The organism is Peribacillus frigoritolerans (assembly GCF_004358755.1).
Taxonomy (GTDB): domain Bacteria; phylum Bacillota; class Bacilli; order Bacillales; family Bacillaceae; genus Bacillus_P.
Window position 1 is genome coordinate 647,897 of record NZ_SMZY01000003.1, and the last position, 14,704, is coordinate 662,600.

General features: G+C 43.3%; 16 protein-coding genes. 2 read left to right on the forward strand and 14 right to left on the reverse strand.

What is annotated here, in order from left to right; genetic code table 11:
• Window positions 1-53: 53 nt before the first annotated feature.
• From E2R53_RS16650 to prfA, 5 genes are all read right to left on the reverse strand, one after another.
• The gene (locus E2R53_RS16650) at window positions 54-1,094 is read right to left on the reverse strand and encodes an L-threonylcarbamoyladenylate synthase (RefSeq protein ID WP_133312832.1); all 1,041 of its coding nucleotides are present in this window, start codon (window positions 1,092-1,094) and stop codon (window positions 54-56) included.
• A gap of 163 nt (window positions 1,095-1,257) precedes the next feature.
• A complete protein-coding gene (locus tag E2R53_RS16655; RefSeq protein ID WP_133312833.1) occupies window positions 1,258-1,701 on the reverse strand; it encodes a hypothetical protein in 444 nt (147 codons plus the stop codon).
• 106 nt (window positions 1,702-1,807) lie between these two features.
• On the reverse strand, window positions 1,808-2,479 hold the full coding sequence (gene spoIIR / locus E2R53_RS16660) for a stage II sporulation protein R (RefSeq protein WP_133313095.1): 672 nt from the start codon (window positions 2,477-2,479) through the stop codon (window positions 1,808-1,810).
• Between the two features lie 159 nt (window positions 2,480-2,638).
• A complete protein-coding gene (gene prmC, locus E2R53_RS16665; RefSeq protein WP_133313096.1) occupies window positions 2,639-3,505 on the reverse strand; it encodes a peptide chain release factor N(5)-glutamine methyltransferase in 867 nt (288 codons plus the stop codon).
• Between the two features lie 5 nt (window positions 3,506-3,510).
• On the reverse strand, window positions 3,511-4,581 hold the full coding sequence (gene prfA / locus E2R53_RS16670; RefSeq protein WP_133312834.1) for a peptide chain release factor 1: 1,071 nt from the start codon (window positions 4,579-4,581) through the stop codon (window positions 3,511-3,513).
• 270 nt (window positions 4,582-4,851) lie between these two features.
• Here prfA and gloA2 point away from each other — a divergent pair, with 270 nt between their 5' ends.
• Together gloA2 and E2R53_RS16680 are read left to right on the forward strand one after the other, a co-directional pair.
• The gene (gloA2, locus tag E2R53_RS16675) at window positions 4,852-5,265 is read left to right on the forward strand and encodes an SMU1112c/YaeR family gloxylase I-like metalloprotein (RefSeq protein WP_133312835.1); all 414 of its coding nucleotides are present in this window, start codon (window positions 4,852-4,854) and stop codon (window positions 5,263-5,265) included.
• 119 nt (window positions 5,266-5,384) lie between these two features.
• A complete protein-coding gene (locus E2R53_RS16680; protein WP_133312836.1) occupies window positions 5,385-5,903 on the forward strand; it encodes a MerR family transcriptional regulator in 519 nt (172 codons plus the stop codon).
• Window positions 5,904-5,937: 34 nt separating this feature from the next.
• Here the strand turns inward: E2R53_RS16680 and E2R53_RS16685 are convergent, their stop codons facing one another.
• From E2R53_RS16685 to E2R53_RS16725, 9 genes are all read right to left on the reverse strand, one after another.
• Window positions 5,938-6,348, reverse strand: coding sequence for a hypothetical protein (locus E2R53_RS16685; RefSeq protein ID WP_133312837.1), 411 nt, complete (start codon window positions 6,346-6,348; stop codon window positions 5,938-5,940).
• A gap of 236 nt (window positions 6,349-6,584) precedes the next feature.
• Window positions 6,585-7,205: a thymidine kinase gene (locus tag E2R53_RS16690; RefSeq protein ID WP_133312838.1), complete on the reverse strand. Its 621-nt coding sequence runs from the start codon at window positions 7,203-7,205 to the stop codon at window positions 6,585-6,587.
• A 230-nt stretch (window positions 7,206-7,435) separates the two neighbouring features.
• The gene (gene rpmE, locus E2R53_RS16695; RefSeq protein WP_029283312.1) at window positions 7,436-7,636 is read right to left on the reverse strand and encodes a 50S ribosomal protein L31; all 201 of its coding nucleotides are present in this window, start codon (window positions 7,634-7,636) and stop codon (window positions 7,436-7,438) included.
• Between the two features lie 134 nt (window positions 7,637-7,770).
• On the reverse strand, window positions 7,771-9,054 hold the full coding sequence (gene rho / locus E2R53_RS16700; protein ID WP_070877997.1) for a transcription termination factor Rho: 1,284 nt from the start codon (window positions 9,052-9,054) through the stop codon (window positions 7,771-7,773).
• A 305-nt stretch (window positions 9,055-9,359) separates the two neighbouring features.
• The gene (gene glpX, locus E2R53_RS16705) at window positions 9,360-10,322 is read right to left on the reverse strand and encodes a class II fructose-bisphosphatase (protein ID WP_070877995.1); all 963 of its coding nucleotides are present in this window, start codon (window positions 10,320-10,322) and stop codon (window positions 9,360-9,362) included.
• A gap of 47 nt (window positions 10,323-10,369) precedes the next feature.
• On the reverse strand, window positions 10,370-11,659 hold the full coding sequence (locus E2R53_RS16710) for a UDP-N-acetylglucosamine 1-carboxyvinyltransferase (RefSeq protein ID WP_133312839.1): 1,290 nt from the start codon (window positions 11,657-11,659) through the stop codon (window positions 10,370-10,372).
• 509 nt (window positions 11,660-12,168) lie between these two features.
• On the reverse strand, window positions 12,169-12,816 hold the full coding sequence (gene fsa / locus E2R53_RS16715) for a fructose-6-phosphate aldolase (protein ID WP_133312840.1): 648 nt from the start codon (window positions 12,814-12,816) through the stop codon (window positions 12,169-12,171).
• Window positions 12,817-12,933: 117 nt separating this feature from the next.
• Complete coding sequence (locus tag E2R53_RS16720; protein ID WP_070877989.1) at window positions 12,934-13,791, reverse strand: class II fructose-bisphosphate aldolase; 858 nt, start codon at window positions 13,789-13,791, stop codon at window positions 12,934-12,936.
• Between the two features lie 188 nt (window positions 13,792-13,979).
• The gene (locus tag E2R53_RS16725) at window positions 13,980-14,351 is read right to left on the reverse strand and encodes a response regulator (RefSeq protein ID WP_029283300.1); all 372 of its coding nucleotides are present in this window, start codon (window positions 14,349-14,351) and stop codon (window positions 13,980-13,982) included.
• Window positions 14,352-14,704: the final 353 nt, after the last annotated feature.

The following is a 14,704-nucleotide window of genomic DNA, read 5'->3' on the forward strand; positions in this document are numbered from 1 at the left end:
TCATTCAAATTTATGCACGTCCGAGTTTGCTTAGAACATCTTCTAATGCGATCTTATTCCTTCACAATCCGGTGTCCTGCAGCCTTCAGCAGACGGTTCATCACCGCTTGACCGACACCTTCATTTGAAAAGCTTTCGCTGTAAATGCAGTCAACTCCCGCCGCGTCAAATTCACGAAGCACGCCGTAGAGTCCGGCCGCAACTGTCTGCATATTCTCTCTGCTTCCGCACACTAAAACAGCATCGGCATGATAGCTGTCTGCGTTTTCTTTTGCTGCAAGCACACCTACTTTTTTCCCCTCACGTCTTGCGGCATCAATTGTTTTTTGAAAAAAAGACAAAGAGCCTTCAACAATGGTCAAGGGTGCAATAGGCGCATAGTGAGTATATTTCATTCCAGGCGACTTTGGAGTATGCCCTTCTTCTATTAAAGCCTGATCCATCTCCACTTTTCCAATCAGACTTTCCAGCTGTTCCTGCGTTACTCCGCCCGGTCTTAAAATAACCGGAATCCGCTGTGTGCAATCCAGGACAGTTGATTCCACACCAACACCCGTTGCGCCTCCGTCCATAATGCCTGAGATTCTGCCATTTAAATCATCAAATACATGTGCAGCGCGTGTAGGGCTTGGCTTTCCGGAAAGATTCGCACTAGGTGCAGCAATCGGCAAGTTTGCTTCTTCTATTAGTGCAAGTGCAAGCGGATGATCAGGCATCCTTACAGCTACCGTATCAAGACCTGCTGTTACACGATCAGAGAGGCCTGGTTTCTTCGGCAAGACAAATGTAATCGGACCAGGCCACAATACATCGATTAACTTTTCCACATAATCAGGTACGTCTGCTGCAATTTCATGCAGCTGTTCTTTTGTCGCTATGTGGACAATCAGTGGATTATCGCTCGGTCTGCCCTTCGCTTCATAAATCTTACCCACAGCAAGATCCGATCTGGCGTTGGCGCCAAGGCCATATACAGTCTCTGTTGGGAACGCAACAACCTCATTCTCTCTTAATTTGGCTGCTGCCTGTGCAATTTGTGGATAACTTAAGGATAAATCCTTCAAATTATCCACAATCCAAACTTTTGTATCCATTCTTATAACTCTCCTGTCTAACATGTGAATAACTTTGTATTTCCCGACCTTTTCTTCCATTCCTCATGAAAGTATAAAAGATGACCCCAAATAAAACAAGCTTTATCCACAAAATGTGGATAAAGCTTGCGAATCAGTGGATAACTATGTGGATATATCCACATCAGGAGGTTTTTACCATTACAACTGCATGTTCCTTTTCCAATGATTCTTTAAAATGCGCCGAATGTACTAAATGCTCAGGAATCTCGTTCTGTTCAACTGATTGAAAACCTATTAGCTTAAGAAATTCAATTGAATTTTTCTTGTTGGTGACGAGATAGCTCCCGAGAAGCCCCTTTTCTCTCCCTAATGCATGGATGCTTTCAAACAAAGATAGGAGATGAGCCTGATTGATCGCTTCTGAAACAACAAGGGAGCGAAGTAAACCGTCTCCATTTACCGGCTCGATTCCAAGGCTTGCAACGATCGTATTTTCATCACTTTCCATTATGACAAAGTAGTCGGCGATCTCCTCTATTCCTTCAGAGCTCAATCCCGCTTTTTCAATAAACGATTTTATAGCTTGTACATCTTTTTTCTCCGCAATCCGCAATTGATAGTACATTCCATCACCCCGTTTTTCTTTTCTACTTCAAATCTATGACGGGGGATAGCTTTTATGCACGGTTTAGTAGAAAAAAAGAAAGACTCTCGGATCTCTCCATAAGCCATCATGAAAACAAGCTCGAAAACCAGTCAACCAGGAAGAATTTGACCTCTGCTTCTTCCTTTTCTTCCTCTTCATCTACAATTAGAGCACTAAGCTCGTCAGATGTTTTTTGAGCTTCTGAACTTTTGTCCTCTTCTTCTAACTCCGCTGCCTGCACTGCCTGTCCGTTAGAAAAATCAAGGAAGCAAAGCGGCGGGAACAGTACACACCACCAGTTGGCGCCATTTCCTTCTCCAAGCGTAATCAAGATTGCCTCATAATCACCTGCAGGGTAAATGTAGCTGCCGTACATCTTTGTCGGAAAGCTGACATTATCAAAATCAACGCTGAATTCCTGTTCCTTGTTCTCTTTCACTAAAACGGACTGTACAATGTTCTCAATCTCAGGAAGTCTTGATTGAATCAATTCCCGTGCTGCCTCTATAGAAGTGAGCTTTTCCACCCACACCGTAATCTCTTTGTTCACTTCGTCGCGAATCTTGCGTTTCAAGGCTTGATCCTCATCAGAATCGCTGTTGGCCAAAATACGGAGACGAATTGCCTCTTCCGGAATCACGACCGGTTCTGACCCCTGCTGCTGTGCTCCGGCCGAAAGCGGTTCTTTATATACGTTCATGATTGCACCAAGTAATAATAATAAAATATAGATAAATGCGATATGCTGCTTTCTCATTTCCATCACCATCCCCTTCTAGGAAACAGTATGGACAGGGTTTTAGATTCTTAAACTAGTTTTATTGAATCTAGGAATCTATTTTTTTGTGTTTTGTGGGAACATAATCCGCGATCGTTAAGGTTTTCCCCATCTCCCTCACAAAACAAAAACGCCTCATCACTGAGACGTTCCATTCACTACAGCAAATACCATGCGATCTTTGCCGTTTATGTCGTATTTTACTTCTGCTTCTGCATGAGGCAGTTTGTCCAGCAGCAGCGCTTTTACATCTTCGCCTTGTCCGGCCCCAACTTCGAATGCAATCAGGGCGCGTTCGCTTATGACAAGCGGAATTTCTGCTGCGAGTCTGCGGTAGAAATCGAGTCCGTCTGCACCGCCTGCAAGTGCGCGGATAGGTTCATGGTCCTTCACAACTGGAGACAGCTCCAGAATGTCTGCATCCGGGATATACGGGGGGTTCGATACGACCACATCAAGCTTCTTGCCGCTATTTAAAATCGGGGATAACAAGTCTCCATGTAAAAACTGGACTTCTGCTCCCAGCGTTTTTGCATTCAGCTGCGCGACTTCAAGTGATTCTTGGGCAATATCGACCGCACTCATCTTGAAGAGCGGATTTTCCAAAGCAAGGGAAATGGCGATGGCACCGCTGCCTGTCCCGATATCCGCTGCTTCCACTAAAGAGTAACCATTAAATAAGGATTTTGCTTTCAGCAAGATTCCTTCAACCAGCTCCTCGGTTTCCGGGCGCGGTATGAGAACTTCTTTGTTGACGATAAACGATCGGCCGTAAAATTCTTCTGATCCGATCATGTGCTGAACCGGTATTCCTTCAGCATGATGGTTTACATCTGTTTTAAACCTTTCCCAAATTCCCTCAGGAAGATCGGTTCTAAAGTTAGCCAGCATTTCTGCACGGCTCATGTTTAAGTGGTGGCGCAATAGGAGTTCTCCCGCATTGTGATCCCGTTCTGCTTCTGCCAAAAAAGAAGAAGCCCACTTCAGGGCTTCGTATACCTTAATCATGCTTACTGGTCTGCCTGATCGAGTCTGCTCGATTGATCTTCAACGATAAGAGCATTCACAAACTCATCAAGTTTTCCTTGCAGAATCTGGTCAAGCTTTTGGATCGTCAGGCCAATGCGGTGGTCTGTTACACGGTTTTGCGGGAAGTTGTACGTGCGGATCCGCTCTGATCGGTCACCTGTACCGACAGCAAGCTTTCGGTTTTGATCGTATTCAGCCTGTGCTTCGCGCTGGAATTTGTCATATACACGCGCGCGGAGTACTTTCATGGCTTTTTCTTTGTTTTTGATCTGGGATTTTTCATCCTGGCAGGATACGACGGTTCCTGTCGGCAAATGCGTTAAACGTACGGCTGACATCGTCGTGTTAACACTCTGTCCGCCTGGTCCGCTTGAAGCAAATGTGTCGACGCGGATATCCTTGTCATGAATCTCAACTTCTACTTCTTCTGTTTCAGGCAAGCAGACAACAGTCGCTGTAGATGTATGAATCCTTCCGCCTGATTCGGTTTCAGGTACACGCTGCACTCGGTGTGCACCGTTTTCATATTTCAGCTTTGAGAATGCGCCGCGTCCGTTGATCATGAAAATGATCTCTTTGTAGCCGCCGACTCCTGTTGTGTTTGCTTCCATTACTTCTGTCTTCCAGCCTTGCGCTTCAGCAAAACGGCTGTACATGCGGTAAAGATCGCCTGCAAATAAGGCAGCCTCGTCTCCGCCTGCTGCACCGCGGATCTCCATGATTACGTTTTTGTCATCGTTCGGGTCTTTTGGAACAAGAAGGATTTTCAAACGTTCAGAGAGCCCTTTTTCCTGAGAAAGAAGCTCAGAAAGCTCTTCTTTTACCATATCGCGCATTTCTGAGTCAAGCTTGTCGTCAAGCATCATTTTTGCGTCATCGATCTGCTCTTTCACAGATTTATATTCACGGTATACTTCAACAGTTTCCTGCAAGTCAGATTGTTCTTTTGAATATTCACGAAGCTTCTTAGAATCGTTGATAATATCAGGATCCATCAGCAGCCCATTTAATTTTTCATAGCGGTCTTCTACTGATTGTAAGCGATCTAACACGTTATTCACCTCAATTTTCGTCCATAACGTTATAATTATAGTATAGGTTAATCAAAGCGTCAAAAGCAAATTGGCCTCTAAAAGCGGAATCAGCCGTTTAGCTCCGAAAGACAGAAAAGAAATCGACCGGAAAGGCCGGGTTTGCCTTTTTGGGCGATTTAGTTCTGGCCGAGGAGTTGGACGATGGAGCTGGACACCAAGAAAAGCGGAATCGCCTCGGTCAGCTCCGATAGACAGAAAAGAAATCGACCAGAAAGAAAGGGAAGAAAAATGAAAATAAGAAAAGTGCATCATGTTGCCGTTATTTGTACCGATTATGACGTGTCGAAGGACTTTTATGTCAATAAGCTCGGGTTTGAAGTAATCCATGAGTTTTACCGTGCAGAAAGGGATTCTTATAAGCTGGATTTAGCTGTAGGAAATCACACTCAAATTGAGCTGTTTTCTTTCCCGTCTCCCCCTGACCGCCCCTCAAATCCAGAAGCAGCAGGCCTTAGACATCTGGCTTTTTCCATTGAAAATATCCACGCGGCAGTGCATCATTTAAATGAAATGGGAATTGAAACGGAGCCGATCCGGGTCGATCCTTTTACAAATAGACTCTTCACTTTTTTCAAAGATCCAGATGGTCTGCCTCTGGAATTGTATGAGGATCCCGTCGAATCAGAAAGTCACAATTCGTAAAATCAGCACTTTCTTTGACGAATCCATTCTTCTTTTGTCTGTATAGAAGGGATGATCCTCCATCTTATCGAACTTGTTGATTATCGTGTTTTGGATCGATTAAGATAGGGGGAAAACAAATGAATACAAGCCAGGTCGCGAAGCTTCTGGGTGTGTCGCCGAAAACCGTTCAGCGCTGGGTAAAGCAGCTGAATTTGAAGATGGAACGGAATGAGCTCGGGCATTATTTGTTTACAGATGAAGATATTAATACCTTAAGAGATATTAAAGATCAATTAAATCAGGGAATCCTTTTTCATGAAGTAAGAGTTACGGAAAAGAAACCTCCAAGAAAAGGGATTGTGAAAACAGAAGCAGCTGAAGCTAACCCCGATTTCGATGAGATATTACAGAAGATTGCAGCGCTTGATCAAAAAGTAAACAGCAAAGCAGACAGCGTGGTGTCTTATCAGCTTCTCCAGCATCGCAGGGAGATTGAGGAATTAAACGGCCGCATCGCTGACCTGGAAGCTAAGATTGAAAGTCTGGAAAAGCAAAAAGACAAGCATCCTACCCCGCATTCACTTGTTTTTGACCATATTCAATCACCCAAAAAGCAAAAGCGCAGAAAGCTGATCAGCTCTATCTTCAGTTTCTAGCATAAAAAAACTCGTTTATTCAGAAACGAGTTTTTTATTTTGTGTCTAGATTTACTTTAATGTCATACCGCGGAATGATATTCTGCATTTTTGACTGAAGCTCTGCCTGCTTCTTTTGTTTTTCATCGTCTGTGAGCTCTTGATCAGAGTTGACATCAACCCAGATTGTGTTTCCATTCATCGTGACATTGTCGATTTTAAGAGTCTTGTCATTCCGGACTGCTTCGTGAAGCTTATCCATTTCATCTTCATTTTGCTCACGGTTTTTTGACAGATTTAAAAAGTTGGGGTTCTGTTCAGTCGTACCGCGTTCGTTTGATACACCTTCACCTGTTTGTTTCAGCTCACTGCCCTTATGCGACTCAGGCTGAATTTCAGATTGCTTGCTTGGATTTGCACACGCTCCCAGGAATAGCAGTAAAATTAACATCCATAAAACTCTCATTATGAACACCTCCATTTTTTAAGGTGCCCAAATTCTCCATAAAAAAAGCTGCCTGATAAAAATTATCGGCAGCTTTGTTATTGTATCAAAATTTATATGTTTTACGCTTTGATGGCGAGCGGAATCGCCCAACTCCTCGGCCAGAACGGATCCGAAAGTATTGGCAAAAAGCGCCTTTACTGGCGGATCCTTATCTGTCATGCCTGGGCTGAACGGGCGATTCCGCTTTTCTTGAATTATAAGTTCTGAGTTTCCTGCTCACTTTGAAGTGTTTTAGCAGGCTTTTCAGGCACTTCATGATGGTGGCGGCATCTTGGCTCGTATGATTCAGATGCACCGACCAGGATAATTGGATCATTGTATGATGCCGGACTGCCATTAATCAGTCTTTGTGTCCGGCTTGCAGGAGAACCGCAGACAGAGCAGACAGCCTGAAGCTTTGTCACGAGCTCAGCGACAGCCATCAATGCAGGAACCGTGCTGAATGGCTCTCCTCTGAAGTCCTGATCAAGGCCCGCAACAATGACACGGTATCCTTGATTCGCAAGCGTTGTGACTGCATCCACGATATCTTCATCAAAAAACTGAACTTCATCAACAGCGATGACGTCTGTTTCAGGTGAAATATATTTAAATAGGTCACTTGAAGAGGCAACGGCATGACTGATCATCGCAGTCCCATTATGTGAAACAACCTCTTCATCACTATAGCGATTGTCAATGGCAGGCTTAAACACCTTAACTTGCTGTTTGGCAAATTGCGCCCGGCGGACTCTTCTGATCAGCTCTTCAGATTTCCCCGAGAACATGCTTCCGCAGATGACCTCAAGCCATCCGCTTTGTTTCATAACATACATGAAAACGGCCTCTCCCTTCTTAATTAACCCTTGTTTCTATGGTTGAGCGCCCTTTATGACGTCAGATTTCTATTATAAAATAAACACTATCGGTTTATCAGGATTCAAGTAACCCATATGTAAAAGCGCTGATTCCACTCTTATTATGGCTGTTTTTCCCAAGAATTCGCGGGAAATGGCGTAAAAAAACAGGCAAGACAGAAATCTTGCCTGTTTCCTTCAATCTATGATTATTTAAGACCGTATTTTTTGTTGAAGCGATCAACACGACCGTCAGCAGAAGCGAATTTTTGACGTCCTGTGTAGAATGGATGGCACTCAGAACAAACCTCGATGCGCACCTCGTCTTTTACAGAACCAGTTTCAAATTCATTTCCACAAGCACATTTAACCATAACTTTTTTGTAGTTAGGATGTATAGCTGCTTTCATTCCGTTTCATCTCCTTCCGCCCTGAATCGTTTGTCGAAACAGAGTTATCAATTCCAGAAGATTGTCTTCCGGAAAAGCACATAAAAAAATTATAACAAGCTTCCAATTTATTTGCAACTAGTTCGGAATAAAATTTACAATCGTTTTCCCGAAACGCCTGCCGCTTTCCATTCAACATCTAAAATGCTGAAGAATTCTTCATTTGACTTTGAATTACGCAGCTTTTTAAGGAATTTTTCAGCAAAATCAGGTGAATCTGACATTGATTTCCTGATCGCCCAAAGCTTTTCAAGGTGATCTCTAGGGATAAGCAGTTCTTCTTTACGCGTTCCAGAACGGCGGATATCGATTGCCGGGAAGATGCGTTTTTCAGCAAGTGAACGGTCAAGATGAAGCTCCATGTTGCCCGTTCCTTTGAACTCCTCATAGATGACATCATCCATGCGTGAACCTGTATCTACCAAAGCAGTTGCAAGAATGGTCAAGCTGCCGCCTTCTTCAATGTTTCTTGCCGCACCGAAAAATCGCTTCGGACGATGAAACGCTGCAGGATCAATACCGCCGGACAGTGTACGTCCGCTTGGCGGAATCACAAGGTTATAAGCACGCGCTAGACGCGTAATGCTGTCCATGAGGATGATCACGTCTTTCTTATGCTCAACAAGCCGCATCGCACGCTCAAGCACAAGCTCTGCAACTTTGATATGGTTCTCTGGAACTTCATCAAATGTTGAACTCACGACATCGCCTGCTACAGAACGCTCGATATCCGTTACTTCCTCAGGACGCTCATCAATCAGAAGAACAATCAGTTCCGCTTCAGGATGGTTCGTTGTCACACTGTTGGCGATTTCTTTCAAGAGCATCGTTTTACCCGCTTTAGGCGGTGCCACGATAAGTCCGCGCTGACCGAATCCAACAGGAGCAATCACATCCATGATGCGAGTGGAAAGATCGTTTGGTTTTGTTTCAAGGATAATTTGTCGATTCGGATAAAGTGGTGTCAATGCAGGGAAATGAACACGCTCTTTTGCGGATTCAGGGTCATCCCCATTGACTGCCTCAACGTGCAGCAATCCGTAATAGCGTTCGTTTTCTTTTGGCGGACGTACTTTACCGGAAACCTTGTCCCCATTTCTTAAATCAAAACGGCGGATTTGCGAAGCTGAAATATAAATATCTTCAGAACTTGGTGAGTAGTTGATAGGTCTTAGGAACCCAAATCCCTCAGATTGGATAATTTCAAGAACGCCTTCCATGAACAATAAGTCCTCTTGTTCAGCGTTTGCTTTTAAAATGGCAAAGATCAATTCTTTTTTTGTCAGTTTACTGTAATATGAAATTTTATAATGACGCGCAAGTTCATATAACTCTTTTAATTTCATATGTTCGAGATTGGAAATTGAAACCTCGCTCATGTCAACACCACACTTTATAAATTATAAAAAACGTTGTTCTTCCATCTATATTCGTGAAAAAACTAGAAAATGGATCAGATATAGAGAAGAAATAGAAGATAGGCTTGAAGTAGGAAAAGCAGTGTGAAAGATAATCTTTCATTTACGCAGCACTCTTTAGTTTTACCTTATTTGATGAATTTAATCAATATATTTCACATATTGAAATGAGATTGAAATAAAGATGAAAAAGCGCAAACAGCTTAATGTTTCTACAAAAAAGAAGCGAGCAGCCGGAGCCGCTCTGCTTTATCCTTTATTGTTTTTTATTTCATAACTAGATTTGGTTTTTTGCTTAAGCTGTGTGTGCCGTCGATGAAACGGACAGTTCCTGATTTGGCACGCATAACAAGTGATTGAGTTGTACCGATTGAGGCTTTGAACTGGACGCCTTTAAGGAGTTCCCCGTCTGTTACACCTGTTGCTGCGAAGATGGCGTCTTCGCCTTTCACTAAGTCTTCCATGCGGAGTACCTTGTTGACGTCGAGGCCCATCTTCTCACATCTTTCACGTTCTTCATCATTTTGAGGAAGGAGTTTGCCCTGAATCTCTCCTCCAAGGCATTTTAGCGCTACTGCAGCCAGAACGCCCTCAGGTGCACCGCCTGATCCAAAAAGGATATCGACACCTGTATGGTCAAATGCTGTATTGATCGCACCAGCAACATCACCATCATTGATCAGCTTAATGCGGGCGCCCGCCTCGCGCAGCTCTTTAATAATATGCTCGTGTCTTTCGCGATTTAGGATTGTCGCCACGACATCTTCAATGTTCTTGTTCTTGGCTTTTGCTACCGCCTTTAAGTTATCGATGATAGGCGCGTTAATATCAATGCAGCCAACTGCTTCTGGACCAACCGCAATTTTATCCATATACATATCCGGTGCATTCAGAAGATTGCCGTGATCTGCAATGGCAATGACAGCAAGTGCATTCCATCCTCCTGATGCAACGATGTTTGTGCCTTCTAGCGGATCAACAGCAACGTCTACACGCTGGCCATAGCCTGTCCCAAGCTTTTCGCCGATGTAGAGCATTGGCGCTTCGTCCATCTCGCCTTCTCCGATTACGACTGTGCCTTTCATCGGAATCGTATCAAACACGTCTCTCATTGCCGATGTTGCTGCATCATCCGCTTCATCTTTTTTGCCTCTTCCCATCCAGCGTGCAGAAGCAAGTGCTGCTGCCTCCGTTACGCGAACTAATTCCATCGATAAACTTCTTTCCATTGTTCGTTCCTCCCCATGTATCCCCTGTTGTGATTTTTATTTATATATTATGAACTTTGAAGCTGTTCAATTTCCTGCTCTGTCAGCTTTTCACGCCAGATTGTTGCTCCGAGGCTTGTCAGCTTTTCTTCAAGCTGGCTGTAGCCGCGGTCAATGTGCTCAAGTCCTGTAACCTCTGTTACTCCTTCTGCAATCAAACCGGCTGCCACCAATGCGGCTCCTGCACGAAGATCGCTCGCCTTTACTTTGGCGCCCTGGAGCTTTGTAGGTCCTGACACAATCGCTGATCTGCCTTCCACCTTAATCTTTGCACCCATGCGGCGCAATTCATCAATATGCTTAAAGCGCGCTGAATAGATGGTATCTGTCACAACGCTCGTTCCTGTGGACTTCGTCAGCAAGGACGTGAACGGCTGCTGCAGATCTGTCGGAAAACCTGGATAAACAAGCGTTTTGATATCTACTGCTTTTAGTTCCTTCTGACCGCCGACAATCCAGATTTGATCATTATTTGTTTCAACATGGATGCCCATTTCTCTGAATTTTGCAATGAGAGATTCAAGATGAAGCGGAATCACATTATCGATCAGCACTTCCTGACCCATTGCTGCCCCGATAATCATATACGTTCCTGCTTCAATTCTGTCCGGAATAATTGAGTGTCTGCAGCCATGAAGACTTTCAACACCATCAATACGGATGACATCTGTACCGGCACCTTTAATTCTTGCACCCATGCTCGATAAAAGGGTAGCAACATCAATAATCTCCGGCTCTTTCGCCGCATTCTCAATAATCGTCTGTCCTTTAGCGAGCACGGCAGCAAGCATAATATTAATGGTTGCCCCTACACTTACAACGTCCAGGTAGATTCGCGCACCCCTTAATTCCTCAGCACGCAAATAGATGGCACCCTGTTCATTTGTTACTTGTGCTCCTAATGCTTCGAATCCTTTAATATGCTGATCGATCGGACGCGGACCCAGATGGCATCCTCCAGGCAAGCCTATTACCGCCTTTTTAAAACGTCCAAGCATGGCACCCATCAGATAATAGGAAGCGCGCAGCTTTTTGACTTTGCCGCTCGGAAGAGGCATGGAGATCATCTCTGCCGGATTTACATACATTTCATTATTTTTAAACTCAGCGGTCCCTCCAATTTCTTCAAGAAGCCCTTTCAAGATATGTACATCTGAAATATCGGGTAAACCTTCAATCGTCACGGGTGATTGAGCGAGGATTGTTGCGGGTATTAACGCAACCGCGCTGTTTTTGGCACCGCTAATATTAACCGTTCCTTTTAAGGGATATCCGCCTGCTATTTTTAACTTTTCCATGATAGTCTCCTTTCTCAGAGAAGTTGACTTTTGGATTGTGCTAAAAGCCATCGTGTTATGAGAATAAAATGGTGGTTCTTTGCGAGAAGCGCAAGCGCCCATTTAGCTTAGGCATGACAGATAAGGATCCGACAGAAAAGGCGCTTTTTGCCAATGCTTGCGGAGCCGTTCTGGCCGAGGCGCCTGAGCGATGGAGCTAGACAACGAAGCTAAAACTTATATTTTCTAAAAAACTTTAAAAAGAACTAGCCTGCACGACCAGAAAATGAATGAGAAACAGGAAAAGATCTCTTTTCAACAAATATTTTCCATTAATGCGGCAAAGAATACAAGTTCAAGTTTTTTTTCTTTTATTTATTATGACATATGAAATTTTTTTAGATACCCATTAATTTGATGAAGAGGTCATTTGACAGGGGCAGATCATAAGCGAATGGAAGGTTCATAATTTAAGAGACAAATGGCAAGCGCTATGCTTGCCATTCATTTAATCTATAGTCATTGCAATCTTATTGTTTCCGATTATTCCAGTCTGCTAAAAACTTTTCGATGCCTTGGTCTGTTAAAGGATGCTTGCAAAGCTGATTAATGACATTGAATGGAATCGTGGCAATATGTGCACCGCGCAGAGCTGCTTCTGTCACGTGCATTGGATGTCTGATGGATGCTGCAATGATTTGAGATTCAATTCCATGAATATCAAACATTTGCGCAATTGTAGAAATCAGCTCCATGCCATTTTGTCCGATGTCATCTAAACGTCCTACAAATGGTGATACATATGTAGCACCTGCTCTTGCAGCAAGCAATGCCTGATTTGCATTAAAAATGAGCGTAACATTTGTTTTAATGCCAAGATCTGTTAATGCTTTCACAGCCTTTAAGCCGTCTGGCGTCATTGGAACTTTTACTGTGATATTCGGTGCGATCTCAGCAAGCTCCTTGCCCTCTTCAATCATTTCCTCTGCCTTCAAGGAAATCACTTCCGCACTGACTGAAGAACCTGGGACGATAGCTGTAATCTCTCTCAGGCGATCATGAAAGGATACATTTTCTTTTGCTACTAAACTCGGATTGGTTGTAACACCTGATAAAATCCCGAGAGACTGTGCTTCTTTTATTTCTTCGACATTTGCCGTATCAATGAAAAATAACATTCTGCCATCCTCCTAAGATATCAGAAAAATAGAACTTGTTTACGCTTACTTCTAATTGAAAGAGAAACCGCCTTGTCGTTTCTGATCCGTATCAAAGGCGGTTTGATCTTTGAAAAATTATGCTCTGCCTGCAGAACCGAATTCTTTCATTTTGCCTGCAACTGTAGCTTTAATTGCATCGCGAGCTGGTCCTAAGTATTTACGTGGATCGTATTCGTTAGGCTTAGCTGCCAATGTTTCGCGCACTGCTTTAGCAGAAGCGATTTGGTTTTCAGTGTTAACGTTGATTTTAGCTGTACCGAAAGAGATCGCTTTTTTGATATCGTGAGTTGGGATACCAGTTCCGCCGTGAAGAACTAAAGGCATGCCAGTAGCATTCCCGATTTCTTCCATCTCTTTGAATCCTAAGTTTGGCTCGCCTTTGTAAGGACCATGTACAGAACCTAATGCAGGTGCTATGCAGTCAATACCTGTGCGTTTTACCATTTCTTCGCACTCTTTAGGATCAGCGTAAATAACGCCTTCAGCAATGATGTCGTCTTCTTGTCCGCCAACTGTTCCAAGCTCAGCTTCAACAGAAACGCCTTTTGAATGAGCATAGTCCACAACTTTAGCAGTTGTTTCGATGTTCTCTTCAAACGGGTGGTGAGAAGCGTCAATCATAACTGAAGTGAATCCAGCGTCGATTGCTTCTTTACATTTTTCAAAGCTTGAACCATGGTCAAGGTGAATCGCAACTGGAACAGTTACTTTCAAGTCTTCCATAAGTCCTTCTACCATTTTAACAACAGTTTTGAAGCCGCTCATGTAACGTGCAGCGCCCTCAGATACACCAAGGATTACTGGTGATTTTTCTTCTTCAGCAGCTTGAAGAATTGCTTGAGTGAACTCAAGGTTGTTCAGGTTAAATTGACCTACAGCGTAACCTTCGCTTTTTGCTTTATTCAACATTTCTGTCATTGATACTAAAGGCATGTCGAAATATCCTCCCTATGCAGCTAATTTGCTAAACCGAAAAGCTTACGTAACATTTAGCATGACCAGAACGATTGCAATGTATGTAATCTGATGAAATGATATACGGGCTTTTCTCATTCACTAGCATACCAACTTATGAGAAAAACGGCAACTTTTCGACATAAATCTGAATTTTCTGTCATTATTTAATTTGATCGGATTGGAAGATACTTTCTTACAGCGTCGCGAATCTCATCTATATCAAACGGTTTTGCGAAATGCGTAAGCGCGCCAAGGTCTTTCGCTTCCTGAATCATATCCAGCTCACCATATGCAGTCATAATAATAACGCGAATGTCAGGCTCAACGACTCTCATGCGTTTTAGGATTTCAATTCCATCCATTCCAGGAATTTTCATATCTAAAAGCACTAAATCCGGTTTATGCTTGTCTACAATCTCCAGCGCCTGAAAACCATTTGCCGCCTGGAAAGTCTGATATCCCGCTTTTTGAAAAACCTCATTCAGCAAAATTCGGATTCCGTACTGATCGTCCACGATTAATATTTTTTCATTCATGTGCCTGCACCTCTTCATATTAGGATTATATAGCAAAAACTGCCGATCATTTTTATTGAAGCTCTTTTCTGGAACGATGCTGCTTAAATGACAGATAAGGTGCCCCGGTCTATAGCTTTAGAACACGAAAACTCATTATATACGGAAGGCAATCTTACTGCGAAACAACAACCGGTGCGAAAATAGCTATGTTTACTGAAAGCTGCGGAAAGCTTTCCTTCTAGTATAAGGCAGTCCGCTCAAACATACGATATTTATTCGGTTCTGCGCATTCTTATTCCTGCCTGAATCAGAAGAACTTTATCGACAAATTCTGAACGGTGCTGTTAGGAGATCTCCTTATTATTCGTTAT